This is a genomic window from Streptomyces thermoviolaceus, from assembly GCF_045209695.1.
GTDB lineage: Bacteria > Actinomycetota > Actinomycetes > Streptomycetales > Streptomycetaceae > Streptomyces > Streptomyces thermoviolaceus.
In genome coordinates this window covers 2,404,732-2,429,858 of record NZ_CP109280.1, presented here as the reverse complement: position 1 = coordinate 2,429,858, position 25,127 = coordinate 2,404,732, and the positions used below count along the sequence as shown (strand labels likewise).

The window sequence follows — 25,127 nt, the reverse complement described above, 5'->3', positions numbered from 1 at the left end:
AGTGCCGTCCCGACGGGCCGTCAGTGGGCGGAAGCCGCCATCGGCGCGCCGCCCCGGGCCGGACGGGCGACGATCAGCACGGCCGAGACCACAGCGGCGATCAGCATCGCGGCCACACCCCACCAGATGGCCTGGGTGTACCCGTGCACGATGCCCGCGCGCAGCACCTGCGTCCTGCGGGAGGGGTCGGTCAGGTGGCTGCCGACATACGTCGTGGTGGCCGAGGCGGCGATGGTGTTCAGCAGCGCCGTGCCCAGCGAACCGCCCACCTGCTGCGAGGTGTTGACCATCGCCGAGGCCACACCGGCGTCCTGCGGGCGGATCCCGTGGGTTGCGGTGGAGAACACCGGCATGAAGGTCAGGCCCATGCCCAGACCGAGCAGGATCTCGGCCGGCAGCACATGCGTGACATAGGCGGAGTCGACCCCGAGCCGGGTCAGCACCACCAGACCGGCGGCGGCCAGCAGCATGCCGGGCACCATCAGCAGCCGCGGGGAGGTGCGGGGCAGCAGCCGGGCGGAGATCTGCGTGGAGCCGATGATGATCGACGCGGACATCGGCAGGAACGCCAGACCGCTGCGCACCGGCGAGTAGCCGAGGATGTCCTGCAGGTAGTAGGTCATGAACAGGAACAGCCCGAACATGCCGATCGTGGCCAGGCCCATGGTCAGGAAGCAGCCGGCGCGGTTGCGGTCGGCGAGGATGCGCAGCGGCAGCAGCGGCGACGTCGCCTTCGTCTGCCACAGGACGAACGCCGCCAGCAGCACCACGCCGCCGGCCAGCAGGCTCAGCACCAGACCGTCGCTCCAGCCCCGCGGCTCGGCCTCGGAGAAGCCGTAGACCACGGCGACCAGACCGCCGCAGCCGAGGATCACGCCGGGCACGTCCAGCGTGACGTCGCTGTGGCCCGGCCGGTCCCGCAGCAGGACCGCGGCGCCGATCACGGCCACGATCGCGATCGGGATGTTCACATACAGGCACCAGCGCCAGTTCGCGTACGAGGTCAGCACGCCGCCCAGCAGCAGGCCGATCGCGCCGCCCGCGCCGGCGATCGCGCCGTAGATGCCGAACGCCTTGCCGCGCTCCCGCGGATCGGTGAACGTCGTCGTCATCAGCGACAGCGCCGACGGAGCCAGCACCGCGCCGAAGACGCCCTGCAGGGCGCGGGCACCGAAGAGCATGCCGGGGCTCTGCGAGGCACCGCCGATCGCGGAGGCGACGGCGAAGCCGATCAGGCCGATGAGGAACGTGCGCTTGCGGCCGACCAGGTCCGCGATGCGCCCGCCGAGCAGCAGCAGACCGCCGAAGGCCAGGGTGTAGGCGGTGATGACCCACTGCCGGTTGCCATCGGTCATGCCGAGCGCCTTCTGCGCCGACGGCAGGGCGATGTTCACGATGGTTGCGTCGAGCACGACCATCAGCTGGGCAAGAGCGATGATCACCAGCCCCCACCAGCGGCGGGGGTCGGGAGCGGCGCCACCGGTGGCGTCGGTGGCCGGTGCCGTCCGTATCGGGGCGGCCGTGGGCGAATCAGTCATGAAGTTGACGTCACTTCCTTGGTCACGAGGGTGTGCGTACGTGTCTGTGTCGGTGCGCGGGGCATACGGCGCCCTCGCCCGGCATGCCGTCGTGGCCCGGGCGAGGGCGCACGGACGCCGCTCTCCGGGCGCGCGATGGCGCTGGGCGCGTCGCTGCTCCCGCGTCGAAGAGTGGTTGTGGTGGTGCGTGGTGGTGAGAAGCCGCCGGACTCCTGCCGCGGACTTCTCTCCGGCGTCATGCCGGCCTGAGGTGCGCCGGGTCTCCCGTCTCCCGGCACGCCAAACGGACCCCCCGATCCGTCATGCTCATAGATCGTCAGTAATGCTGATGGTACATCTAGTGTAGCCTGCGGCCATGAAGGACGTGTGTCTCCCCGATGTCCTGGCCGGGAGGCTCGGGTATCTGCTGAAACACGCCTACGCCGGCATAGCGGGCGCAATGGAGGAGGCGCTCGCGCCCTTCAGCGTCATCCCGCGCGAACTGGCCGTGATGACGGTCATCGACGCCGCCCGGGAGCAGCCGTCCCAGCTGGAGATCGCCGCACAGATCGGCATGGACCGCACGACGATGGTCGGCGTCATCGACTCCCTGGAGAAGAAGGGTTACGTGGAACGCCGGCGCAGCGACCGTGACCGCCGCCGCAACGTCGTCACCCTCACCCCGGAAGGCCTCACCTGCCTCCGCGAGGCGGACCAGGCCCGCGAACGTGTCGAACGCGACTTCCTCGCCCCCCTGGACGCCGCCTCGGCCCGCGCCCTGACCGAGGCCCTCCAGGCGATCTACCGCGCCCGTAAGGCCGCGGGCAGCATGCTCCCGGCGGGCCGGTTGCACTGCGGCCGGCCGGACTGATCCCGGCGCGGGTTCGATGACGCCCGGTCGGACGATCTTCGTGTCGCCTCCGCTGGCCTGAGGTGTGAGCGTCGTCACCGTCCCCTCGCCCCGAGGCGTGGCGCCGGCGATCCCCGTCCGGGACCTTCACCGCCGGGCCGCCGGCTTTGGCGCCCCCTGCGTGTCCGCACCGCCCGCATCACGGTGCGGCCGGAGGCCTGGACGCTTCACCACCGTGACGGAACCGCGGAAGCCCTGCTCGCCCTGCTTGTCGCTGACGGCTCTCGGGCGGCCTGCCACTTCGGGGCGAGTTCTTCGAGCAAGGCGCCGAGATGCGCGCGAGAGACCCCGGACAGGGCAGGACATGGCACAGGGCCGCACGGGACAGGTGAGCATCACAACTCACCAGCCCGTGCGGCCCTTCTCACGTCACGCGCCGACCATGGATCGACGTTTCGGATGCCGTGAGCACTGTCCACGACGCCGTGATCCCTCAGCGAGATCCTCCTGGCGCCGAGTGATGGCGGAAGCCGTCAGCGCCCCTTTCCGTGGGTCTTGCTGCTGGAGCTTGCGCTGTGGGTGTAGGTGTGCTTCGTGTCCTTCGGCGGCGTTGTCGAGAGGCCCGCGGGATTCATCTGGGTCGGCGCGTGCCGTGTCATGCTCCGTGCGGTCTCTGCCACGTGGCCGATGGTCGCCATGTACTTCGCCCGCTGCTCCGGAGAAAGATTGCGCGCGAAGTCCGCGCCCTTCGAGGAGGTCTCCTGATAGATCCTGTCCCACTGTGCGTTCTCGTAGGCGGCAATCTGCTCACGCGCATACGGGGCTTGAGGGTGATTCGATGGCGTCGAATAGTACGGATGGTTCTCCGGCCGCTCGAACGCCTTGTAACTGTCATAGGAACCATGCTCCCCTGCAAAGGTGGCGAACATGGCGTTGGCGTCTCGCGTCTCCCCGCCCACCGTAGGGTGGTGATGCGATCCCGAATTTTCGAGGTAGTTCTGGATGTAGGCGGCGGATCGCTGCCGGGAACTGTGTTCCGACACGGGTTCCCTATTGAGTGCGATGATATTGGCTGCGGCCGTGGGGAGGCTGGGCTGCGGCGGGTACTGCTTCTGCTTCTGCTGCTGCATCTGCTGCTGGTACGCCAGCTGCTGCTGCCTCTGCTGCTCGTACGCCATCTGCTGCTGCTGGTACGCCAGCTGCTGCTGCTGCTTCACCCACTGCTCGTACGCGTGCCGGTCCTGCGGCGGCTGACCGTTGCTACCCTGAGGCATTGTTGCTCGCCTTCCTTCTTGCGTTCTGGTTCCGAGCTGTTCGGTCACAGCTCACTGTGCATTTCATGCGTTGCCGGGTCGGGCTTTCTTGCTCACCGTGCTGTCTGCGGCGACAGGGGTCAGATGATGAACCGGCATCTCGTTCCTGTTCCGGATTTCATCGCCGGAGAGATGAGCAATACACCATTACCTACGCAGAGGAGCAGTCAGAGGTTCAGCCCCGGCCCGCCCCCGCTTATCAGGTGGATCTGCCCGCAGGATTCATGCGTTCTCAGCTGGTGGGATCAAGCCGGTTCGCCGGCCCTCGCTCCCGGTGGGCGGTGTGCCGGGAGCGGCAGAAGAAGACGCGACACCAGCGGTCAAGGATGCTGCGACCGAAGATCGGCACGAGTCGCGTCGGAGTGCCGTCCTCCCTGATCGACGATCTCGCGTGCCGCTGCGAGGACGCCGGGGCCCGACGGTGCCGGCTGTCGCCGTCGGGGCGAGTGGCAGCTGGTGGTGCCGCGCCGGGACGGCCCACGGCGCTCAGGACGCCTCGCTCGCCCCGGCCTCTCACCCTGCCGGAGACCGCACAGGCGCCCCGGCACGGGTCTTCGTGACCGTGCCGGGGCGCCTGTCTCAGGTGGTCCGCGAACCGCCGGGGCCGAGCCGGCGACTGCAGGCGGGCGTTCGTGAAGCAGCCGCGGAGACCGGTCCCCTCTCAGCGGGTGAGGGAGACCACGATCCGGTGACTACCGTGTGCGGGAGTTCGTGGTCCTCGACGAGGAGCTGGGCGCGCCCTGTGCCGGCCGATGCCGCGCAGCCTGCGTGGCGGTCGCTTCCGTGCGCACGCCGTCCGCCGTACCCTGCGGGTGCCGCACGGGATAGCTCCTCATGTCATACCTGTCCGCGGGTGCTGTGTAAGAGCTCGGGGTCAGAAATGTGCCGGGCGGTCGGCTGTGCAACAGCGGGGCCGCCGACTGCATCGCACTTCCCAGGCCCATCGCCGTCGCCCCAGCACCTTGCAGCGCATTGGCGGCAGATGTGGAGAGCGTCGGCCCGTTGCCCACGCCGTAGGCAGCAGCCCCGACAGCCTCGATGGCGGCGCCGAGCCCCTTGGCCAGGTTGTATTCTTCCCCTCGGTATGCCTTGTAGGCCTCGTCTGCGGCATTGTGCAGGCCCTTCACGCCCGACAGCCCCACGCCGGCGGCATACAGCACAGGTCCGACGGGCGGCGGGACAAGCTTGCCCGCTCCCTGTACGAGCAGGGGAACCGCTTCAAGAACCATGTTCCTCACGGCAGCGTTCTGGACCTGCTTCCACTGCTGCTGATGTGCCCTCCACTCGGCGACCTCGGCGTCCGCAAAGCGCGCATAGAAGGTGCCGTTCGTCTGGTTGTATATGCCGTGTTCGGTGTGTGGCGGGTACGTCGGCCCCTCCCGGAGCTTGTTGTGGACGTAGAGTCGCTTTCCGCGGCCTTCCGCTCGTTCTTCCGCGACGGAATACATCGAGCTTGCCGAGGAGACGCTCGTATCCGATTGTCCGGAGTCGCTGTCGTACGCACCTGAACGTCCCGGCTGCTTCTGCTTGCCTCTGCTGACCTCGCTCGGCGTGTGCGTGCGATGAGTGTGTGTCTGCGCGGAGGCGACGCCGGACTTGTGCGATGTGGGTTCCGTTCTCATTCCGTTCTTCCCTGTTCCGTGGATCATGGTGGGCGGCTTACCGTCCATCGGTGCTGATCGCTACCTGGTGCGGCCTCTGCCGGACGCCGGGTAGTTCTGCGGCATGGAGGCATGTGGATAAGCAGGCTGGCCGCCAGAAACATAGCCGTGATGGTAGGACCCTGGATACTGCATGGGCTGCGGATGACGGGACGCGGCAGCGGATACCTGTGGATAAGCGGGATAATTCACGGCGGGGTACGGGTAATGCGCGTGCTGTCCGTTTGCGTAAGGTGATGGCTGGGAGGGGTACTGCGGCGCATAGGGGAAGCGTTCGGTGCCGAACCGCGCCTGAGCTGCTCCAGGTTGCTGCGGATGGTGATACCCGGGCGCATCCGGCCGTCGCGTGTCACCGTAGTACTGAGGGGCTGCGTCATGATGGTGGGCCATCCCGTGCACCCCTTCGTGGGAGTGTGTGGCCGCAGGGTACCTCTTCGCGGCGTTGTCTATCCGTGCTTCGTAGCGGCTTACATGGGCGATGACTTGTTCTGCCTCCGCCCTGTTCCTCTCGCTGTACCCATTTTCTCTGTAGTACTGCGCCATCAGGACCGCATTCCTGTGGGCAGTCAGATCCCGGCTCTGATGATTGCCGGAAGCCGAACGGAGAACCGGAAGGTACTTCTCGACGTCGTGGAGATCCACCCCTGACGCCTGCGCCAGAACCTTCGAGAGCCTCTGGTCATCGAAATCCCATCCTGCTCGCCCTTCGTTGTTCTCGATCACAAAGTAGAGCTTGTGCAGCTCTTCGATGTGGGATGCCTGCACGAACACCACCCTCTTACCTGTGCCTGGCCCGGCGGGCCGCGGCTTCACCATCACAACGGCTGCGGCCGAGGGGCAGGTTCAGCTGTGCTTCGTCACCAAGGCCGAAGACCCGATGCGGACGCCATACCGTGCGTTGGGTGGCTTTCGGCCGGGTGCGCGGCGGGAGGCCGAGGCAGGGGAGGTCGCCGGGGAGGCCGGTTGTCGGTTCGGTTCGGATCGCGCTGGGGCTGACGCGGCGCTTCCGCGGAGCCGGTCGATGAGGTGGTCGCCGAGGGCGGAAAAGGGGCGAGCGGCGGACTCGGCTGCTGACGGTACAGGAAGGCGGCGTCGCAGGAGTGGACGCCACCGTCAATTGCTTCCTCAGCGGGTACGGTGTGGCCTGACGACCCACCAGTGCGGCCGCAGGCCGGCCTGCTTCGGGCAGGATGCGGCGGGACGACGGACCCTAACTCGGACTGGAACTCGCACTCGGCCCGACTCCACCGTTGTGCCGGAGGTCCGGTATGTCTGCCAGTTTGCGCGGAGGCGGCCCGATGCCCTCCATCGGTGCGAACCATGTCCGGACACCGGTGATGTAGCGCTGTGCTTCGTCGGTCGCCGGCACGCCCTTCGCCTGCTCGACCGCGTCGAGACCGACGTCGTACGCGGCCAGTGTGAGATCGAGGACATTGCCCGTGACCATGTTGCGGTCTTCCAGGTCCTTCACCTGTCCTGCCAGTTCGCACAAGTAGGTGCCCTGCGCCTTGATCGATTGCTTCGGATCGAAGGGATCGGCGTCGTTCCCCATCAGTTTCGTGAAGACGTCGCGGGGCACCTGCGAGATACCCTCGGCTCCGTTGGAGCCTACGTATTTCGGATCGAACCCGGATTCGTACTGAATCTGTGCGGCGATGATCACCGGACCGATGACATCGCATATACCACCGGCGTCCTCGATGGACTTGTACAGATTTTCCGGCACCGTGCAGGGCTGGTTGCCGTTGTTGCCATCGGCGTCCGGGGGTGACAACTCCAGTTGTCCGAGTCCGTCGCCGGTGGCGATCGCGCCGACATCTTCCGCGTTCTGCTGGTCGGACTGGTCACGCTGACGCTCCGCATTCTCGCAGAGCTGCTCGACCGGCGTGAGGTCGTCGTTGACATGACCGATGCTTCCGAGACCGGAGAGCGAGAGCCCGTGGAAGATCATGAAGATGATGACAAGGGGGAGCAGCAGCACACCGAGTCCGCCCACGATGAGGAGAACCGCTGCCGTCAGCGTCACTCCGACAGGAAGGGCGAGGCATCCGCAACCACCTGCCGCCCCCACGGCCATCGTGCTGGGCTTCATGCCGCTCGTCATCCGGGTCCCCTCCTCCGCCCGTGCCATCGTCGTCATGGCATCGCTCCGGGCGCTGGACGCCACCGCTCTCGCTCGGCACTACGAGGCTGCGGTACGGCTGGTTCAACATCTCGCGCGGGCCGTGCCCGACCGCTGCCGGCCGTGGACGGCACGAGGGAGCGCCCCGCCATGACCGCAGTGACCGGCGATCACCCCGTCGAGGCCGGTGATACCGCCCGGCCGGCCGGTGTGGGCTCGGTCGCCTGCCGCCTGCCGCCTGCCGCCTGCCGCCTGCCGCCTGCCGCCTGCCGCCTGCCGCGTCCTGTGGACGTAGTGCACGCGCCGGTTCATCACACCGACCGGCACAAGAACGATTGATCTCTCCGCCTTCGCGGTCCGTTGTCACGGGGCGGGGTCGGACGTGCCGATGCCCGGACGAACGACAGGAGTTGCATGCGATACAGGACAGGTGCCGCCGCTGCCGCAGTCGCCGGTGTGCTGTTGCTCTCCGCCTGTGCCGGCGGACACACCCCCGGCCAGGGCACCAAGACAGCCGCTCGGACCGGCAGCCAGCGCGGCGCCGGCATCGAAGCACGCGCGGGTGACGCAGAGGCCGGAGGCTCGAAGCGGTCAGGGTCTTTCAAGGTGCTCGCCTTCTACAACGGCACCTACGACGCCGCGCACGTGGACTTCGATCACGAAGCGAACGACTGGTTCCCGCAGGCCGGAGGGCGCAACGGGTTCACGTACACCGCGACCACGGACTGGAACAGGCTCACCAGCCCGGACCTGGCCGACTACCAGGTGGTGATGTTCCTCGACGACTACCCGCACAACGCGGCGCAGCAGTCCGCCTTCCAGAAGTACGTCAGCGACGGCGGCGGGTTCATCGGCTTCCACTCCTCGGCCTTCAACAGCGACTCGGGCGACTGGCCCTGGTACCACAACACCTTCCTGGGGACCGGCGAGTTCCGGAGCAACTCCTGGGGGCCGACGTCGGAGAAGCTGAAGATCGAGGACCACGGCCACGCGGTGACCGCGAAGCTGCCGGGCACCTTCACGTCCTCGGTCAGCGAGTGGTACAGCTGGCAGAAGGATCTGCGGCAGAACCCTGACATCGACATCCTGGCGTCGATGGATCCGTCCACCTTCCCCATCGGCACCGACCCCAGTCAGACGTGGCGCAGCGGTTACTACCCGATCGTGTGGACCAACCGGCACTACCGGATGGTGTACAACAATTTCGGGCACAACGCGATGAACTACTCGGCCAACACCCGGACATCCTCGACGTTCGCGAGTGACCAGCAGAACCAGCTGCTGCTCCAGGAGATCAGGTGGGCGGCGGGCCGGTCCGGGCAGGTCGAGCCGTCCGGCGGTGCCACCGGGACCGTGCGGGGCTACGGCGGCAGATGTGTGGACGTCCAGGCGGCGAACGCCGCCGACGGCACGGCGGTGCAGCTCTTCGACTGCAATGGCACCGCGGCGCAGCGGTGGACCAGGAGCGACGCCGGCACGCTGACCGCGCTCGGCAAGTGCCTGGACGTGACGGGGGCCGGCACCGCCAACGGCACCAAGGTGCAGCTGTTCGACTGCAACGGGACCGGATCGCAGGTCTGGCGGCCGGGCCCGAACGGCTCTCTGGTCAACCCGCAGTCCGGCAAATGTCTCGACGCCACCGGACCCAGTTCGGCCAACGGCACCCGGTTGCAGATCTGGTCGTGCACCGGAGCGGACAACCAGAAGTGGGACCTGCCTGCCTGAGAGCGGCGCCTTGCGCAGCCACGGTCATGAACTGAGCGGCACCGGGAGGAGGCAGGCGGTTCACACCGCGGTCTTCCGCCTGGTGCCCCGTCCGCCCCGGGTCTGTGGGCGCGGGTGTCTGTGGGCGCGGGTGTCTGTGGGCGCGGGGGCGGGCTGCGGGGGCGGATCTGTGAGGCGTCCTCGTCAAGTCCGGCCTCGCCCGGGAAAGGACCGGCGTCGCCGCCCGACGCCACCGCGGCCGCGCCAGGACGTGGCCCCGAGTTCTCGCCGCTCCGTGCCGAGGGGAGGCGCCGCGACTCGTCAGGACGATCGTCGGTGTGCCGGTGCCCCTGCCCGCCGACGGCCACCGCGGTCGCGTCCTTTGCGCCCGACCGGCCGGCCTAGTGAAAAGCCGGTGACCGCTCATGGTGAAGTCCGGCACGAGACCTGAACCTTCATGCGTCATCGGCCGTAGTGAATGGTGTGCCTGAGGGTGAGTACCACGCTTCTTACGCCTTCGATCCATCGGATGAGCTGCGTGATCTGCTGCGCACCGAAGAAGCGATCCAGGATCAGGAATCGCTTCTGGAGTGGCGGCTGAGACACCGGCTGGCCGAGTTGGACCACCTGGAAATGCAGTCGCCGAGCCCGGAAGAAGCGGATCTCGTCCGGCAGCAGGCAGCCGCTGTGCACGATGCGTTGCTGCAGTCGGAGGAGATCGGCGACAGACATGTGCAGCGAAGCCTTGACATCGCAGCTCTGCTCGACAGTGTTCCTCAGGGCCGTGTCCAGGGTCTAGTAGCGGAGATGGATGCCGTCTCCAGAGCGGCGCGGCGCTTTCCTCCTGGGGCGAATGTCGTCGCTCCTTCCGTCTCGTACAGGACAACGGCCAGGAGCCCAGCCTCCGCGGCGACGAAGCGGAAGAACCGGGCGAGAGGTGCTCGCTGAGGGCGTCGCTGCCGATGTGAGGGCGCTCGCCCTGACTCCGGCTTCTGAAATCGACCGCCGAAGAGATCGGATTGTCATGGATACCATCAAGAAGGCCATGGGGATTTCGCAGAATGCGGACCCGTTGATGGATGTCGCCGTGCTCGGCGTCATCCCTCAGTTCGTGCAGATGGCGCCCGACGGGGGGACGCAGTACATAGCTTTCACCAAGGACCAGCTCAGGGAAAGGGTGCGGGGACTTTCGAGCAGTGACTTCAAGAAGCAATTCAATCTGCTTCTGCAGGAGAAGGTCATAAAACCGACGCACCTGCAGGACCACGGCGAGCCCACTTTCAGATTCAGCGCCAAGGTCGTGATGCCCGGCCAGGGGCGGTCCGGGCACCATCACGGGAACCCCGCCTCCCGGAGCACGCCCATGAACCAGGCCCCGTACCCCGCACCTCCGAGTGTGCCCTCCGATTATCCGCGCAGTGTATTTTCGGGTCAGTTCCGGCCGGGTTCTGTGGCGCCGAGTGTGGGGTCTGATTTTCCGCGTTCTCCGGTTCCGGGGAGTGTGGTTTCGGGTCAGTTCCGGCCGGGTTCTGTGGCGCCGAGTGTGGGGTCTGATTTTCCGCGTTCTCCGGTTCCGGGGAGTGTGGTTTCGGGTCAGTTCCGGCCGGGTTCTGTGGCGCCGAGTGTGGGGTCTGATTTTCCCCGCTCTCCCGTTCCGGGCAGTGTGGGTTCGCCTCGCTACGGCACAAGTCCCGTAGCGCCCGGCTTCGCGTCTCCTCAGTACGGGACGTATCAGGACTTCAGTCGTGTGTCAGCCATGACGTCACCGCGGGCCGGCAGTGTTTCGTCCAGGCCGACGTCTTATCTCCCGCCGAGGTCCATGGCCGGCTCGGAGTCTGTCAGAAGCAGTACGCGTGGACGTTGACCGGACCGCCGGAGGGTACGGCCCGGCTGGTCCGATAGATGCGTGAATCCACGGGATGCTCAGCCTGCCAAGGGGGACCATGCAGCGGCCGGCCTGGACGAGGGGGCATCGCACCCGCAGGCCTGCCGTCGCAGCGGTCTCCGGCACGGTGCCCGACTGCGCCCGTTGTGTGCGCCCAGGATGAGTCCATCGATTCTCCTCAGCAGAACTCATCCGTCTGCGGGCCGGATCCGTAGTAGGCGTGGAAGTGCTCCGTGCCGCTCCGGCTCATCTCTTCGCAGCGTCGGCCATGACGGCATCGAGCGGCATCGGATGCCTTCCTGTGACATCTCGGACACGGAATACAGCGAAGGTGCAAGGTGGGCGTCGAGGCAGCAGGGACGAGGCAGCTGCGGGACCAGAACGCGCGAAGTGGCGCGTGTGCTGGAAGCGAAGAAGGCGGCCGCGTGAGCACGCGGCAGGATGCGCACGGTGAGCTGCTCCGCGGGTATGTTCTGGGCGATCTCGCTCGTGATGCGCGGGCGCAGCTCGAGAAGCATGCCGCCGTGTGCGCAGTGTGCCGGCGTGAGCTGAGAGATCTGCGGGAGACGGAGGCGGTACTGGGTGAGGTGCCGCCCGAGATGTTCCTCGATGGTCCTCCCGACGGCGGTGATCTGTTGCTGCAGCGCGTGCTGCGGCGTGCTCGGGAGGAGTGGGCGGCGATGCGGCAACGACGCTCGGTGAGGACGGGGCAGCGGACTGCTGCGACCGCTGCCGAGCCGGAGGTCATCGGGGCAGCCGAACTCTTCCGCACGTCACCCGCCTCCGCGTCAGCGCCCTGGTCACCGGGCTGCGACCGCCCCGTCCACCGGGTACCGGCACCCCTCCGGTCCCCAGCCGCTCCCGACCGGTCGCAGGCACCGTCCGGCCGGCAGGCTGCGGAAGTCCTCGTGGCAGGCGTCCTTCCTGTCCTCTGGCGCGAAGTGAACCCCGCTCTCCAGGACCCGGCGCTGGGCGACGTGGTCGATGTCTCGGGCCGTTTTGTGGTTGTATGAGGCACACCAGGTAAATCACTGATGGCGCTGCGGCACGATCATCCGGCAGTGGGCGGCTCCGCTTGCTCGGTCTGCGACGGACGGCAGTGATAGGCGTGGACGGAGAGCCGAGCGGATGCCGTGGGACCGGTGCGCGACGTATGCTCGGCAGCCGCACCGCGCGAGGTGCTGGGCTCGTCGGGTGCATGATGTGTGTAAGTGGTGATGCCGCGTGCGTATGCGTTTTGCCGTTCTTGGGCCGGTCAGAGCATGGCGCGGTGACGCTGAGCTGAAGCTGGGGCCGCCCAAGCGGCAAGTGGTCCTGGCGTTGCTTCTCATTCGCGCAGGGCACCCGGTCACCGCTCATGAGATCATCGATGTGCTGTGGGGGCAGAATCCCCCGGACAGCGCGGTCAACGTGGTCCAACGTCACATAGGCGAACTGCGTCGGCTTTTCGAGCCCGACCTGCCCTCCAGGGACGCCTCCCGTTGGCTGAAGCGTGGATCGGGTGGTTACCGTTTGGACGTCGGGGCCGAGGGCCTCGACCTGTTGCACTTCCGCTCGCTGCGGCAGCAGGCGCGTCGGCTGGCGGACGACGGATGCGTGATCGAGGCCACCAAGCTGCTGATCGAAGCCTTGGAACTGTGGCGTGGCCCTACGGCCTCGGGTATCCCCACCGATGTCCGATCCCATCCCGTTTTCGCCGCGGTCGACGCCGAACACCTGGCCACGGTCAAGGAAGCCGCCGAGTACGCGCTGCGTGCCGGTCCGCGTCTCGGCGCGCGGGTGCTGGTGACACTCAGACAGGCGACGGCTCACCACCCGCTGGACGAGATGCTGCAGTCCAAACTGATCCTGGTACTCGCGGCCACCGGCCACCAGGCGGAGGCCCTGGACGTCTACCGCGCCGTACGCACGCGGCTGACGGAGGACCTGGGTGTGGAACCGGGCCCCGAGCTCCACGCGGCGCAGCAGCAGGTGCTCAGGCACACCGTCTCGGCTCCTCCGGCGGAGCCGGCGCTGCCGGCCGGCGTCACCGCCGAGGTGATCGATGCGCGCGACACGCCGCCCGGGACCGCTGCGGAACTGCGCCCGGCCCAACTCCCGGCGGATCTGGCCACCTTCTCAGGCCGACGCAGCGAACTGGACGCCTTCGGCGCTCTCGTGCCCGCCGAGGACGGAAAGCCACCGACCTCGATGGTCAGTGTGATAGGCGGCATGGCCGGTGTGGGCAAGACGGCGCTGGCGGTGCACTGGGCCCACCAAGTGGCAGACAGCTTCCCCGACGGGCAACTGTACGTCGATCTGCGGGGCTTCCACCCCTCCGGCTCCGTCATGAACGCGGGCGAGGCGATACGGCTCTTTCTCGACGCTCTCGGCGTTCCTTCACACCGGATTCCGTCCGGGCTGGACGCGCAGTCGGCACTCTACCGCAGTCTGCTGGCCGACCGTCGCATGCTGATCGTCCTGGACAACGCGCGCGACAGCGAGCACGTCCGGCCGCTGCTGCCCGGAGCGGCGGGATGCCTGGTCATCGTCACCAGCCGCAGTCAGCTCTACGGCTTGGTGGCCGGCGGAGGCGCACACTCTGTCACGCTGGACCTGCTCGATGAGGCGGAGTCGCTGGACTTCCTTTCTCAGCGGCTCGGCAGGAACCGGATCATGCGCGAGCCCGACGCGGCCGCGGACATCGTCGCGTTGTGCGGGCACCTGCCGCTTGCGCTTGCCGTCGTCAGCGCCCGTGCCGGGATGAACCCGACGTTTCCGCTTGCTTCCATCGTGGCTGAGCTGCGCGAAAGCCAGGGCAGTCTGGACGCGTTCTCCGGAGAGGCGCCCATCGCCGATGCGCGCAGTGCGTTCTTCTGGTCGTACAGGCTGCTCACACCGGAAGCCGCACGCGTTTTCCGCCTGCTGGGACTGCATCCGGGTTCCGACTGCTCACTCGCGGCCGTGGCGAGTCTCGCGGGACAGGAACCGCGACGGATTCGCCCGGTGATGACGGAATTGGTGCGGGCGAACCTGGTCTCCGAGCACACACCCGGCCGGTTTTCCTGTCATGAACTGTTGCGTGCCTACGGCGCGGAGCTTGTCCGTGACCACGGCGTGGCGGACGAGAGGCGCACGGCCCGCCGCCGGATGCTGGAGCACTACTTGCACACCGCCCATGCCGCGGACAGTGTTCTGGCACCCGGACGAGAACGCGTCGAACTGCATCCCCACGCAACCGGTGTGACGGTACTGCAGTTCGCCGATGCGGCCGAGGCGGTGGAGTGGCTGGAGGCGAACCGTCCCGCCCTTCTGTCTGCGATCGAGCAGGACGCCAGGTGCGGCGACGGCAGGTACAGCTGGCAGCTGGCGGTGCTTCTGGAAACGTATCTGGAGCGCAACGGCCGATGGCAGGAGCAACTCGTCGTGCAGACCACGGCTACGACGACGTCGCAGCGACTGGGCGACATACGGGGTCAGGCGCACGCACACCGCGCACTCGGCTTCGCCAACGGCCGTCTCAAGCGCTGGGACGAGGCAGCGGAACACCTGACGAGAGCGCAGCACCTGTTCGTCGAGCTCGCAGACCCGATCGGTCAGGCACGGGTCCATCGTTACTTCGCCTACCTGGCCAATCAGCAATGCCGTTACAAGGCGGCCCTCGAACGCTATGCGCAGGCGTGCCGTCTCTACCGCGCGGCCGACAGGCCCAGCGGCGAGGCGAGTGTGTATAACGAGATCGGCTGGACGTTCATCCTCATGGGCAACTACGACGAGGCCCTCGATGCATGCCGTCGCGCCATCACCCTGCACCGGGACGCCAGTGAGCGCCATGGCGAGGCAGCGGCCTGGGACAGCCTGGGGTACGCATACCACCATCTGCAGGACCATGTCAGGGCGATCCGCTGCTACGACCGCGCGTTGAGGCTGTACCGGGAGATCCGCGACCGCTACCTGGAGGCCGACACGCTCGTGCACATGGGCACCACCCACCACGCGGCCGGACACCGCGCACGAGCGACGTTGGCCTGGAGCCAAGCACTGAGCATCCTCCAAGTGATCGGTCATCCACGCGTCGTCCAGGTCCGTGAGATGTTGTTCAGGCACGCGGCGGCCGGGGACGCCGACACGGAGCGGCTGGGAGCCTGAGGCCACGTGGTCCACTCCTGCTCTTCCCGCCCCGCGATCCGGGCGGACGGAACCCGATCGGAGCCGATCACCCGGAGTCAGGCACACCTCCGCCGCGTCCTGGCTCCCTCACCCACGTCGGTTGCTCGACGGCAGTGATGCGCGGCGGAGGTGCAGAGGCCGGCGGAGTGCGCGTCCTTCCCTTGCATCGGGCAGCCGCCTTGTCCACGGCCGGGTTTGCCCGCACTCCAACAACAACGACGCACGGGAGCCGCCGATGGTTCAACCTCTGTCGGCGACGATGTGCCGTGGCACCGGCGGGCTGGGCATCCGCCTGGGCTGCCGTCCGGGAGAGCCGCCGACGGTGCGGCCGGCTGGGCCCTCGGACACCGCATGCGGGGGCGTGACATACGGAGTCCGGGTCACCGCCTGGGTCCGCTGGGCGAATGTCCCGGCTTCCCTCGGTTGACCCGCGCCTGGTTGGCTGCCCTCAGCATCAGCGCATTGTCGGCCTCCTCGCTTGTGTGCGGCGTGGGAAGTGCGGCTGTGCCCGGAACGCGACGAGCCGCGGCCTCGGCCATCCTGGACAGCATGTGGTCCGCGATTTTCTGCGACAGCGGGACTCCGCTGAAGCGAGGAGACGGAAGAAATTCTTTCCTCTGGTCGTCGTGCGCTGCCTGAGATCGCTGAACCGGACGAACAGGGAAGGGCGCGACTCTGCCCGGAGCGTGCCGCGCGGGAAACGAGGAGCCGTTCCCTGCCAGGTCGGGTGACGAGATACCGGGGTCTCCGCCGGGCGTACGCGTACCGCCGAGCCGGAAGTCCCGCTCGGAAGAGACGTCGATCGTCGCGTGGACTTGCACCGTCTCGGGGATGGGCCAGCCTGCTTCTGTCCGTGACGCCACATACTCTATGTTCTCTCGCGGGGTTCTGCCCGCGAGTGGGACATGGTGACGTATGGAGGAATGCAGCAGGCTGTCCAGGCCGTTTTCGTCGTGGTCGTTTTCGCCGGGCTGAGCAGGTGCCATTTCTTTGTCCTGTCTATGTGTACGTCTCCGAGGGCGTCACGTGGTCCTACGTGTTTCTGCGCCGGTTCGTTCACGTCCGGTTGTCTCGCTGATCACAACGACGCTGCAGGGACCGGCGGCCGGCGCAGCGGCCGGCTGGGCGGCGCGCGAAAGGCGTCATCCAGCGGCAGGCCGGCGCGAAGAGACGCGAGGGCGTCAGGACAGGCCCTGGGTGATCGAGATGCTGCTGTCTGAGATCCTCGGCGCCGCACGTCGCTTTCCTTCACCGTGCTGCGGTGGTGGTCCGCTTCTCGCGCACTCTGCCACCCCCCACGGCAGCAGAGCGGGCGAGAAGCGGACCGGGCAGCCGTCCTGTCCGAGACGGCCGTGCCGGCCACGTCCTGCCTCCGGTGCAGGAGAGGTAGGACATCAGCAGGGTCACGCCGCGCACGGCACTGACCCCTGCTGCTCGGCCGGCTCGCAGCACCTGGGCGAGCCGATCGAGCAAGGGGCAGCCGGCCCGAGTGTCACAGGTCGGGCGACTGTTCTCTCCTGTCCCAGCGTGCTGCTGGGGAAGAGCCCCTTCGGGAAGTACTACGGCGCATCGGCCCATCGAGTTCACTTTGGAACCGTCTTGCGGTGCGGTTCGTCGTTCCGGCTTCGCTCGGCCCGTGATCTCCGGGAACCTCTGAGCCGGTGGCGGGCCTGCGCAGGAGGACTGCCCCGACCCCGGTGAACTCTTTCCCGCGTCGCCCCGTTGTCTGCAGTGGAAGGCTCCCGCTGTCCGGTGACCTCGGCAGCGGGGGAGAGGGACGGCTGTCCTGGTGACCACTCCCCGGTTGAGGGCGGCCTCGTCCCCCCGCACCGGCTACCGGCTCCCCCGACTGGTATGCCGGTGCGGTCCAAGGCGGCCCCGCCTCCATGAGACGTCGCGGAGGCGGGGCCGCTGCCCTGTCCGGCGGTGACGACGGACAGACGCAGGCCGACGGACCCGAGCCGGCGCAAAGGCCGGGACGGCCGAGGCATGGGCCATGCGTGGCGTTGTGCTGCAGGGCCTCACCAGCGGTAGGGGGCGTAGACGTCCATGCACTGGCTGGTGTCGGCGCCGTTGATGGCGTCGGAGTTCTCTGGGATGTCGCCGGCCTTCGGTGTGTTCTGCCGCGGGTAGCTGGTGCCCGAGCGCCAGTCGGCGCCCACGATCACGGTCACGCCGCTGACGTCCGTGGACTTCTGTACCGCGCCGGCGGGGATGCCCAGCGCCGCGGCCACGCGCTCGGCGTCGTCTTCGAGTGCGGTGCTGGGGTAGCGGACGACGCTTTCCTCCAGGGAGAGTTGCACGGACGGGTCTGCTGTGGCCCTGGTGAAACCTTTCTGTGCCAGGACCTGGCTGATCTCGCTCGCGCGGTGGTCGACCGGGGCGAGGCCGGAGGTGCGGGTGCCGTTCTGCACCAGGACATCGATGTCACCGTCCGGGCGCACGGGAGGTGCCGTCGCCGGAGCGGTCCCGGTCCCGGGCTGCGGGGTGTGTCCGGTCGTGTTCTTCGTGCCGGTGGTTGCGCCGTGGGAGTCGAAGGGCACATCGTCGCGGAGCATCTGCCAGATCTTCTCGGCGTTGGCGCCGTCCGGGACGACGTGGTTCTTGTTCTGCGGGTCCGGGACGTTGGGCATGGTCGTCATGGTGATGCGGTCCACCGGGACCGTCTTGAGCTGCATCGCCAGGTCGTACAGCTTCTTGACCGTGCCGATCTCCTGCGACACCTGCAGGGACTGGGTGGCGGCCTCCGCCAGGTCCATCAGGCGTCCGGTGTCGGTGAAGATGTTCTGGGCGGTGAGCGTGCGGATCATCGAGTTCAGGTACATGTGCTGGGCGCGGGCCCGCAGCAGGTCGCTGCCCCAGGCGTGCCGGGTGCGCAGCCACTGCAGGGCCTGCTTGCCCTTGACCGTGTGGGTGCCGGCGGTCAGTTTGAGTCCGGATCCGCCGGGCACGCCGGGCAGCGGGCGATCCCAGACGTTCTGTTTCACGCACACGTCGACGCCGCCGATGGCGTCGGCCATCTTCACCACGCCGGCGAAGTCGATCGTCATCCAGTGGTCGATGTAGACGCCGGTGAGGTTCTGCCAGGTGGCCAGGGTGCAGCCGGGGCCGCCGCGGGCCAGGGACTCGTTGATGATCGTGTTGACCGGTGGGTAGTGCTTGCCGGTCGCGGGGTCGGTGCAGGCGGGGATGTCGACGCGGGTGTCGCGCGGGATGCTGACCACGGCGGCGCTTTTGCGGTCCGCGGAGAGGTGGATGAGCATCTGCACGTCGCCCAGCGGCGGGTTGCCGCGGTTCTCCCGGCTGCCGCCGAGTGCGACGTTCTCGTCGGAGTTACGGCTGTCGGAGCCGATCAGCAGGATGTTCACCGGGGTCTGGCCGGCCGCGTTGGGCTTGGTCCGGTGCGCCTTGGAGTCGCTGCCGATGTTGCGCAGCCCGGTGCGTATGTTGCCGTTCAGGTGGGCGTAGTACAGGTAACCGGCACCGGCGGTGCTGAGTATCACCAGTCCCAGGACCGTCGCCGACCAGCGCAGCACCCGCCATCTGGGACGCCTTCCCCTGCCGCCACGCCGCACGCCGTTGGGTCCGTGGCCGTGGCTCGGCCGGCCGTCCCGCCTTGACCGGACAGTCCTTGCCGCGGCCTCGGCGTTCTTCGCCTTCAGCGCCTCCGTCCAGTCCGACCAGTGCGGATCATGAGCTTGCCGGATGCCTGAGTGCGGTTCTGACCTGTACGCGCCGTTGTGCGCCACTTCCCTGCCTCCACGAACCGGCTGCTGTGCAACCTGCTACACGCACGGCAAGGTCGTTCCGGGTCACCCGGGCTTCCCGGGCCATGCGCCGCCCGCTGCCGCGGACACGGCACCGGGGGCGGGTGCGGAACTCCGCGTGAGCCACGCGGCGCGGGTGCGTCGTCTGTCCGTGCCACAGGCGACCGAGTGTCGTCACGAGGCCGGGGTGCCGGTGCCGTTCTTCTGCCCTGCGAAGCGCCGGCTGATCGCGTCGTACACCTTCTCCGCCTGCTTGCCCAGGGACGGGCCTGCCAGCCAGGTGTGGGACGTCGAGCCGATGGACGTGTCGCTGACCAGCGCCAGGGAGCCGTCGGGGCCCGGGGCGAACCAGCCGCCGCCGGAGGCGCCGCCCGTCATGGTGCAGCCGACCCGGTACATGGTGGGCGCGTCCTTGTCGACGGAGAGGCGACCAGGCCGGTCCTGGCACGAGAAGAGCGTCTCACCGTCGAAGGGACTCTCCGCGGGATACCCCCATACCGAGGCGGTCAGGAGGGACTGTGCCGACGGGACATCGAAGCGCACGGGTGCCGCGGCGCCGATGGTCTCCTGCAACGAGGCGTCACCGGACGGCGGACGCACGTGCAGCACGGCGAAGTCGAACGCGGATCCCTTGCCACCGGTGTCCGACCCCTCGGAGATCCACTGGGGGGAGGTTTCTGCCCAGTCCGCCCACCAGGTGCCGTAGGGCGCGACCTCGTCCAGCGGCGCTTGGTTCCCGGCCGTTCCCGAGGAGCCGTCATTGTTGTACGACGGGACGAAGACGATGTTGCGGTACCAGCCGCCGCCCGCTCCGGCGTGCACACAGTGCCCGGCCGTCCAGACCAGATTCGACTTTCCCGGCGCGGCAGGGTCCTGCACGGCCGTGCCGGTACAGACCTTAGGCCCGTTGGGGGAGTCGAAGAACACCTTCCCTATCACCGCCGCGGTGCTGTGGTAGGGCGTGGCGACCGGGAGCGCCGGGATCGGACGCGGTTCCGGGTCCGATGCCCCTGGTTCAGGGTCTCCGGCGTCCAGGGACACGTTGGGGTCGGTGGAGTCCGACATCCGGCTGGAGCTCCAGTGACCCTTGATCGCCGGGTTGTAGAAATCGCCCGGTTTGCTGCGCCATGTGGCCGGGCTCCAGTCCTTCCAGCCTCTCGACAGCCATGTCTGCAACGGCTTGGAAACCGCGTCGGGGCCCTCGGGGTCCCGTAGCAGCCAGAAGGACACAGCCGCGACCACCAGGACGGCGACCGAGAGTGCGACGACGTGAACGATGCGTCGGGACGTGGGCATCAGAGGGCATTCCGAATCTCTGTATGGGGTGGAGGTGCTCGACGACGGTCTGTGGAGACATACGCCCCTGGGTGACAGGAGAGTTCACGTACGGCAGCGGCGCGCCGTCGCGGCTCGCGGTGGCCGGCCGGCACAGGGCGCGGTCGGGCGGGCCGGAAAATTCCCCGGCGTCATCGTGAACCGCCCGGGTGCTCGCGCTCGTAGCCCCGGGTGGCACGGACGGGCAGCGGCATCGAGGACCGTGGCCCGTATCAGGAGGGGCCCGGCACGGTGCCCGGCGGGCTCGGCACATCGGATCGTCCCGGCGCAGGTCTGCACGCGGCGTTCGCCGGCGGAGAGGTGTGCACGGGAGTACGTGCGTGCGGCAGTGCGCCGGGTGCCGGCTGACCGGTGCCCGCCCGCGGGCGTCGAGGCGGAAAACCGGGTGGGCCGGGGACCCGGTCGATGGCGCCCTCTGCCCTTGTCGCCCTCCCGGTCCGGCCGAGCCGCGCGGCACGGCCCGCCGGCCGCCCGCGCCTTCCGGCTCGGCCGGTGCGCGGCAGCGCGGACCGTTCGAACCGACAGCACGGCGCACGTGGACACGAGGTGCCGGCCATGTGAACCGGGAAGACGCAAGGAGCCCTATGAGCCGGATCACCCCCGGACCTGATGTGTCATCGCCCGCACGCAGCACAGGGATGTCAGCGGAGCACGAGGAGCACGTATCCGCACTGCACACCTATGTGACCCGGCTGCTGGGAGGCGACCGGCACCGGGCGGAGGACATCGTGCAGGAGGCGCTGTTCCGCTGCTGGCGCTCCTTCGGGGCGACCGCCGGCGCGCAGCTGCGGCCATGGCTGTTCACGGTGGCGAGAAACCTGGTCGTCGACGCGCACCGGAGCAGGAAGGCCCGCCCCAGGGAGGTGGACGGTACCGCTTGGCTCGACCAGGGGAGCACGGACCTGGACGAGACCGAGCCGCTGTTGACGTCGGTCGTGGTCGTCCAGGCGATGAAGACGCTGTCGGTCCCCCATCGCGAGGCCCTGTATGTGACGTACTTCCTCGGCAATACCTTCCAGCAGGCCTCCCGGATCCTCGGGATCCCCGTCGGCACCACGAAGTCGCGCGTCCACTACGGACTGCGCGCGCTGCGGACGGCGCTGGCGCGACGCGGCGTCCAGGTGCAGGTGCCGCGCCTGCCCGCCGGGACGTGACATCCGACACACTTGAACCTTGAACCATCGATTTCCGGCTTCTCGTGTTCCTCACGGAATCGAAGAAGGACGGGGAGTGGGTGGTGGCGATGCCACGGTCTCGGGCCAGGCAGGCCATGAGTCATGAAGCGCTGATACGTGCGATATACGCCGAGCACGGGCGGGCCTTGCTGGCGTACGCGACACGGTTGACCGGGGACCGACTGGCCGCGGAAGACGTCGTTCAGGAGACATTGATCCGGGCCTGGCGGCATCCGGAGGTCGTGGCGAACCCTCAGGGCTCTTTGCGCGGCTGGCTGATGACGGTCGCCCGGAACATCGTCACCGACCGCTACCGGGCCAGAGCCGCGCGGCCGACGGAGGTGGCCGAGACGGAGTCGACGGCGCCGGTCGAGCGCGACCATGCGGAATCGGTGGTCGATTCGGTGGTGCTCCTGGATGCGCTGGAGCGCTTGAAACCCGAGCACCGGGATGTGCTGGTGGAGATCTATTACAGGGGGCGGACGGCCTCGGAAGCTGCGGGCCGGCTGGGCATACCGGAGGGTACGGTAAAGTCGCGGGCGCATCATGCTCTCAAGGCGTTGCGGAAGGTGTACGCCGGCACATCCGTCCGTGGGCAGGGTTTGAAGGAGGTGGCGGTGTGAGCACGCGGCAGCATCCGCAGGGTGAGCTGCTCGGCGGGTACGTGCTGGGCATCCTCGATCCTGATGAGCGGACGGAGGTCGAGCGGCACACCGATGTGTGCGAGGTGTGCCGGCGAGAGCTGACGGATCTGCGGGAGATGGAGGCGGCGCTGGGTGAGGTGCCGCCCGAGATGTTCCTCGACGGTCCTCCCGAGGGCGGCGATCTGCTGCTGCAACGCGTGCTGCGGCGTGCCCGGGACGAACAGACGGCGGTGTGGCGGCGGCGCTCGGTGAGGATCGGTCTGGGGGTGGCGGCGTCGGCGGCGGTGTTGTTCGCGGGCGGTTACCTGGCCGGTCAGCAGGGTACGTCCGGTGCAAACACGGAGGCGGCCGACTCTCCGGCGGTGTCGGCGTCCGCTTCGCAGGCGAGTGTCCGGGTCGTATCGGCCACGGACGCGGCTACCAAAGCCCGGATGACGGTGCGGCTCACCCCGGCTTCCGGATGGGTCCGTCTGAGCGCCAAGGTCGGCGGGGTGCCCGTGGGCGAACACTGCCGACTGGTGGTCGTCGGCGAGAACGGCGAGCGGGAGACCGCCGGCAGCTGGGTGGTCCCTCCCGGAGCGACACAGGACCCGGGCAAGGGCAAGGACACCGAACTCGAGGGTTCCGCGGCCATCGCTCCGAACCACGTGCAGTCCGTCGCCATCGTCAACGAGGAAGGCGAACAGTACGTGTCCGTGTCCCTGTGACGGCCGGCCTCCATCGTCCGGAGCGTCACTCCGGCGGACCCTGTCCCGTCGCGGGCACCGCCGGGAGCTGACGCGCTCCCATGGCGACACCCCAGCCCGACGGGACGGTGTCACCGGTGCCGGGGCGGACGTCGCCGCCGGCTGCCCCGAGCTGCCGCACTGCCGGCGGCCGAGCCGGCCGGCGGCTCGGCGCGGAGGGACAGGCCGCCCCGGCTCGTGACCGGTCAGGGCGTGTGCTCGTGCGGTGCGAGGAGACATGCGGACTCCGTGGGGTCCGCATGCCGAGCCACAAGACCGGTGCCGGTCGTTCATGCGTGCGCCGCAGGCCGTGACCGCCCTGCGGCATCGGTGCCGTCCGGCGGAGACCCGGGACATCGTGTCCGTGGTGCGAGGCACGCCGAGTGCGTCTGATTCTTCCGTTGTGTACGGCTTCTTCGCGCAGCAGGCACCCTTGGCTGTGGCGCTCTTCCCAAGGCCGGCAATTTTTTTCTGACCGGTTGAACTGTTCTCCTCTCCGTCCCGTTGCTGCTTGAGAGACGCACCAGTCATCGGCTGGCGGACGTAACGGTGTTGATGGATGCCGATGTGCCGGAACCTGACGCAGAGCCTTCAGGGAGCCGGGAACCGGCGACGCCGTGATGGACGCCTGGCGCGAGAAAGAGAGAGGTTGAATGAGAAACCGGATCGCACTGGTGGTCGCCACGGGATGCAGCGCCTTGTTGCTTTCCGCGTGTGCTTCTTCCGCATCTCAGAGTCCCTCAGCAGAAGGCCACGGCTTGGATGCGGGTCCCACATCGGCCGGCGTGTCCGAGTTCATAGGCAGCAGCTCTTTGGTCCTCAGCGGTGAGGACCACTCCGTCCGAGGCGGATCAGGCTTTCCGTCGAGTTACGCGGCGCCCTACGTGGAGACGTGGAAGCCGCCGTCGAACATGGCGGAGGCGCGGCGCGCCTCCGGAGTGAAGTACTTCAATCTCGCCTTCATCCTCGACGGAGGCGGGTGCACGGCGAAATTCAACGGGCAGACGGACGTGTCGGACCCGCAGTGGATCTCTGCCATCAACGAGGACCGGGCCGCAGGCGGAGACGTCATCGCCTCGTTCGGCGGCGCCGACGGCACCGAGCTGGGCGTGGCCTGCAAGTCGGCCGACTCGTTGAAGGCTCAGTACAAGAGGGTGATAGACACGTTGCAGCTCACGCGTGTCGACTTCGACATCGAGGGCGCCTCGCTGAGCGACAAGGCCTCCGTCGACCGGCGGAACGAAGCGATTGCCGGGCTCCAGCAGGAGTACGCCAAGGCGGGCAAGAACCTGGACGTCAACTACACCCTTCCGGTAGACCCCACCGGACTTCCGGGAAATGCCGTGGACCTGCTGAAGAGCGCCAGGGCCCATGGAGTCGATGTCAACCTGGTCAACATCATGACCATGGACTACGGCCCTCCGGAAGACATGGGTGATGCGGCCGTCAAGGCCGCCAACGCGGTCCACCAGCAGTTGAAGCAGATCTGGCCGCAGAAGTCGGATTCCGAACTGTGGCGGATGGAAGGCAACACCCCGATGATCGGGGTCAACGACATCAAGAGCGAGGTGTTTTCGTCGGACGACGCGCAGACGCTCACCCAGTTCGCACGCGAACACGGGATCCAGCAGCTCTCCTTCTGGGCGCTGGGCCGTGACCAGCAGTGCGGATCCGGTGGGAACAGCGCTGCGGACTGCAGCGGTGTGTCGCAGGCGAAGTGGCAGTTCTCCAAGGAGATCAACGGCGTCACCGATGCGTCGGTCTCCTCACCGTCGCCCGGCGACGCGACGAGCACGCCCACGCACACCCCGTCGGCACCGGCCAAGTCCACCGGAAACCCGAAGCCGCAGCAGAGCACCAAGCCGAACGCCAAGCCGAGCGCCAGGACCAGCAACCCGGCCTCGACCGGCAGCGGCCCCTACCACATCACGGGCCAGGTGCGGTGCGAATCGGGACGGCCGATCGTAGGCGTGTGGGTTCAGACCGGCACCGCTTCCGACTCGCGGTTCGCCGCGTGGCGGGGCCTCGGAGACGGTTCCACGGCCGACTGGTGGACCGATCTCCCCAAGAACGAGCGGTACTCCCTGCACATCGGATGTGGCGGCACCCCCGCCAGCTGGGCCAGCGAGAACATGACCGGCACCTACACGGGTCCGCACAACTCCTTCGACTGCAACGACCTCGACGGTGACCCCTCGCGAGGCACCTGTACCCACCGGCAGTGACCAGAACGACGCAGCCCTGGCCCGTCACCCTGCCACGGCTGCGTCACCTCACGGA

At 68.1% G+C, this 25,127-nt stretch carries 17 protein-coding genes; 9 read left to right on the top strand and 8 right to left on the bottom strand.

All coding sequences use genetic code 11. From position 1 onward, the window contains the following. Positions 1-20: 20 nt before the first annotated feature. Positions 21-1,538 (bottom strand): MFS transporter, encoded by a 1,518-nt coding sequence (locus tag OG899_RS10570; protein WP_168131552.1) that lies wholly within the window; start codon positions 1,536-1,538, stop codon positions 21-23. Positions 1,539-1,893: 355 nt separating this feature from the next. Here OG899_RS10570 and OG899_RS10565 point away from each other — a divergent pair, with 355 nt between their 5' ends. After that, positions 1,894-2,388, top strand: coding sequence for a MarR family winged helix-turn-helix transcriptional regulator (locus OG899_RS10565; RefSeq protein WP_168131553.1), 495 nt, complete (start codon positions 1,894-1,896; stop codon positions 2,386-2,388). A gap of 512 nt (positions 2,389-2,900) precedes the next feature. Here the strand turns inward: OG899_RS10565 and OG899_RS10560 are convergent. The 4 genes from OG899_RS10560 to OG899_RS10545 all read right to left on the bottom strand — a co-directional run bounded on the left by OG899_RS10560 (position 2,901) and on the right by OG899_RS10545 (position 7,481). Continuing rightward, positions 2,901-3,584, bottom strand: a complete 684-nt coding sequence (locus OG899_RS10560; protein ID WP_168131554.1) for a hypothetical protein — start codon at positions 3,582-3,584, stop codon at positions 2,901-2,903. Between the two features lie 788 nt (positions 3,585-4,372). After that, positions 4,373-5,329 carry a hypothetical protein gene (locus tag OG899_RS10555; RefSeq protein WP_168131555.1) on the bottom strand — a complete coding sequence of 319 codons (957 nt, stop codon included), beginning with the start codon at positions 5,327-5,329 and terminating at the stop codon, positions 4,373-4,375. A gap of 33 nt (positions 5,330-5,362) precedes the next feature. Then, the gene (locus OG899_RS10550; protein ID WP_168131556.1) at positions 5,363-6,115 is read right to left on the bottom strand and encodes a hypothetical protein; all 753 of its coding nucleotides are present in this window, start codon (positions 6,113-6,115) and stop codon (positions 5,363-5,365) included. Between the two features lie 436 nt (positions 6,116-6,551). After that, positions 6,552-7,481 (bottom strand): lytic transglycosylase domain-containing protein, encoded by a 930-nt coding sequence (locus OG899_RS10545; protein ID WP_229814194.1) that lies wholly within the window; start codon positions 7,479-7,481, stop codon positions 6,552-6,554. A gap of 132 nt (positions 7,482-7,613) precedes the next feature. On the opposite strand from OG899_RS10545, the gene OG899_RS10540 reads away from it, so the two are divergent. Beyond that, the gene (locus OG899_RS10540) at positions 7,614-7,802 is read left to right on the top strand and encodes a hypothetical protein (RefSeq protein ID WP_189428141.1); all 189 of its coding nucleotides are present in this window, start codon (positions 7,614-7,616) and stop codon (positions 7,800-7,802) included. Between the two features lie 75 nt (positions 7,803-7,877). After that, entirely contained in the window at positions 7,878-9,188 is a 1,311-nt protein-coding gene (locus tag OG899_RS10535) for a ThuA domain-containing protein (protein WP_168131557.1), read from the top strand. A 441-nt stretch (positions 9,189-9,629) separates the two neighbouring features. Here OG899_RS10535 and OG899_RS10530 read toward each other — a convergent pair whose 3' ends face one another. Next, a complete protein-coding gene (locus OG899_RS10530) occupies positions 9,630-9,899 on the bottom strand; it encodes a hypothetical protein (RefSeq protein ID WP_168131558.1) in 270 nt (89 codons plus the stop codon). Positions 9,900-11,477: 1,578 nt separating this feature from the next. On the opposite strand from OG899_RS10530, the gene OG899_RS10525 reads away from it, so the two are divergent. After that, positions 11,478-12,065, top strand: a complete 588-nt coding sequence (locus tag OG899_RS10525; protein ID WP_189343519.1) for an anti-sigma factor — start codon at positions 11,478-11,480, stop codon at positions 12,063-12,065. A gap of 217 nt (positions 12,066-12,282) precedes the next feature. Further along, on the top strand, positions 12,283-15,180 hold the full coding sequence (locus OG899_RS10520) for a BTAD domain-containing putative transcriptional regulator (protein ID WP_168132489.1): 2,898 nt from the start codon (positions 12,283-12,285) through the stop codon (positions 15,178-15,180). Positions 15,181-17,222: 2,042 nt separating this feature from the next. On the opposite strand, the gene OG899_RS10515 is transcribed toward OG899_RS10520, so the two are convergent. Both OG899_RS10515 and OG899_RS10510 read right to left on the bottom strand, forming a co-directional pair. Continuing rightward, positions 17,223-18,776, bottom strand: coding sequence for an LCP family protein (locus OG899_RS10515; RefSeq protein WP_406311001.1), 1,554 nt, complete (start codon positions 18,774-18,776; stop codon positions 17,223-17,225). 366 nt (positions 18,777-19,142) lie between these two features. After that, positions 19,143-20,264 carry a serine protease gene (locus OG899_RS10510; protein WP_168131367.1) on the bottom strand — a complete coding sequence of 374 codons (1,122 nt, stop codon included), beginning with the start codon at positions 20,262-20,264 and terminating at the stop codon, positions 19,143-19,145. 677 nt (positions 20,265-20,941) lie between these two features. Here OG899_RS10510 and OG899_RS10505 point away from each other — a divergent pair. The 4 genes from OG899_RS10505 (at position 20,942) to OG899_RS10490 (ending at position 25,072) form a co-directional block, all read left to right on the top strand. Further along, entirely contained in the window at positions 20,942-21,457 is a 516-nt protein-coding gene (locus tag OG899_RS10505; protein ID WP_168131368.1) for a sigma-70 family RNA polymerase sigma factor, read from the top strand. 83 nt (positions 21,458-21,540) lie between these two features. Beyond that, positions 21,541-22,101, top strand: a complete 561-nt coding sequence (locus OG899_RS10500; RefSeq protein ID WP_168131423.1) for a sigma-70 family RNA polymerase sigma factor — start codon at positions 21,541-21,543, stop codon at positions 22,099-22,101. Beyond that, positions 22,098-22,829 (top strand): zf-HC2 domain-containing protein, encoded by a 732-nt coding sequence (locus OG899_RS10495; RefSeq protein ID WP_168131369.1) that lies wholly within the window; start codon positions 22,098-22,100, stop codon positions 22,827-22,829. The genes OG899_RS10500 and OG899_RS10495 overlap by 4 nt, the downstream gene beginning before the upstream one ends. Positions 22,830-23,758: 929 nt before the next feature. Next, complete coding sequence (locus OG899_RS10490) at positions 23,759-25,072, top strand: chitinase (RefSeq protein ID WP_240955538.1); 1,314 nt, start codon at positions 23,759-23,761, stop codon at positions 25,070-25,072. Positions 25,073-25,127: the final 55 nt, after the last annotated feature.

Bases quoted from the DNA above. Each gene is read 5' to 3' on its own strand.
- OG899_RS10535 (WP_168131557.1), top strand. From the start codon at position 7,878: ATGCGATACAGGACAGGTGCCGCCGCTGCCGCAGTCGCCGGTGTGCTG.
- OG899_RS10555 (WP_168131555.1), bottom strand. From the start codon at position 5,329: ATGATCCACGGAACAGGGAAGAACGGAATGAGAACGGAACCCACATCG.
- OG899_RS10570 (WP_168131552.1), bottom strand. From the start codon at position 1,538: ATGACTGATTCGCCCACGGCCGCCCCGATACGGACGGCACCGGCCACC.
- OG899_RS10510 (WP_168131367.1), bottom strand. From the start codon at position 20,264: ATGCCCACGTCCCGACGCATCGTTCACGTCGTCGCACTCTCGGTCGCC.
- OG899_RS10540 (WP_189428141.1), top strand. From the start codon at position 7,614: ATGACCGCAGTGACCGGCGATCACCCCGTCGAGGCCGGTGATACCGCC.
- OG899_RS10565 (WP_168131553.1), top strand. From the start codon at position 1,894: ATGAAGGACGTGTGTCTCCCCGATGTCCTGGCCGGGAGGCTCGGGTAT.
- OG899_RS10490 (WP_240955538.1), top strand. From the start codon at position 23,759: ATGGCGGAGGCGCGGCGCGCCTCCGGAGTGAAGTACTTCAATCTCGCC.
- OG899_RS10530 (WP_168131558.1), bottom strand. From the start codon at position 9,899: ATGTCTGTCGCCGATCTCCTCCGACTGCAGCAACGCATCGTGCACAGC.
- OG899_RS10520 (WP_168132489.1), top strand. From the start codon at position 12,283: ATGCGTTTTGCCGTTCTTGGGCCGGTCAGAGCATGGCGCGGTGACGCT.
- OG899_RS10545 (WP_229814194.1), bottom strand. From the start codon at position 7,481: ATGACGACGATGGCACGGGCGGAGGAGGGGACCCGGATGACGAGCGGC.
- OG899_RS10505 (WP_168131368.1), top strand. From the start codon at position 20,942: ATGTCAGCGGAGCACGAGGAGCACGTATCCGCACTGCACACCTATGTG.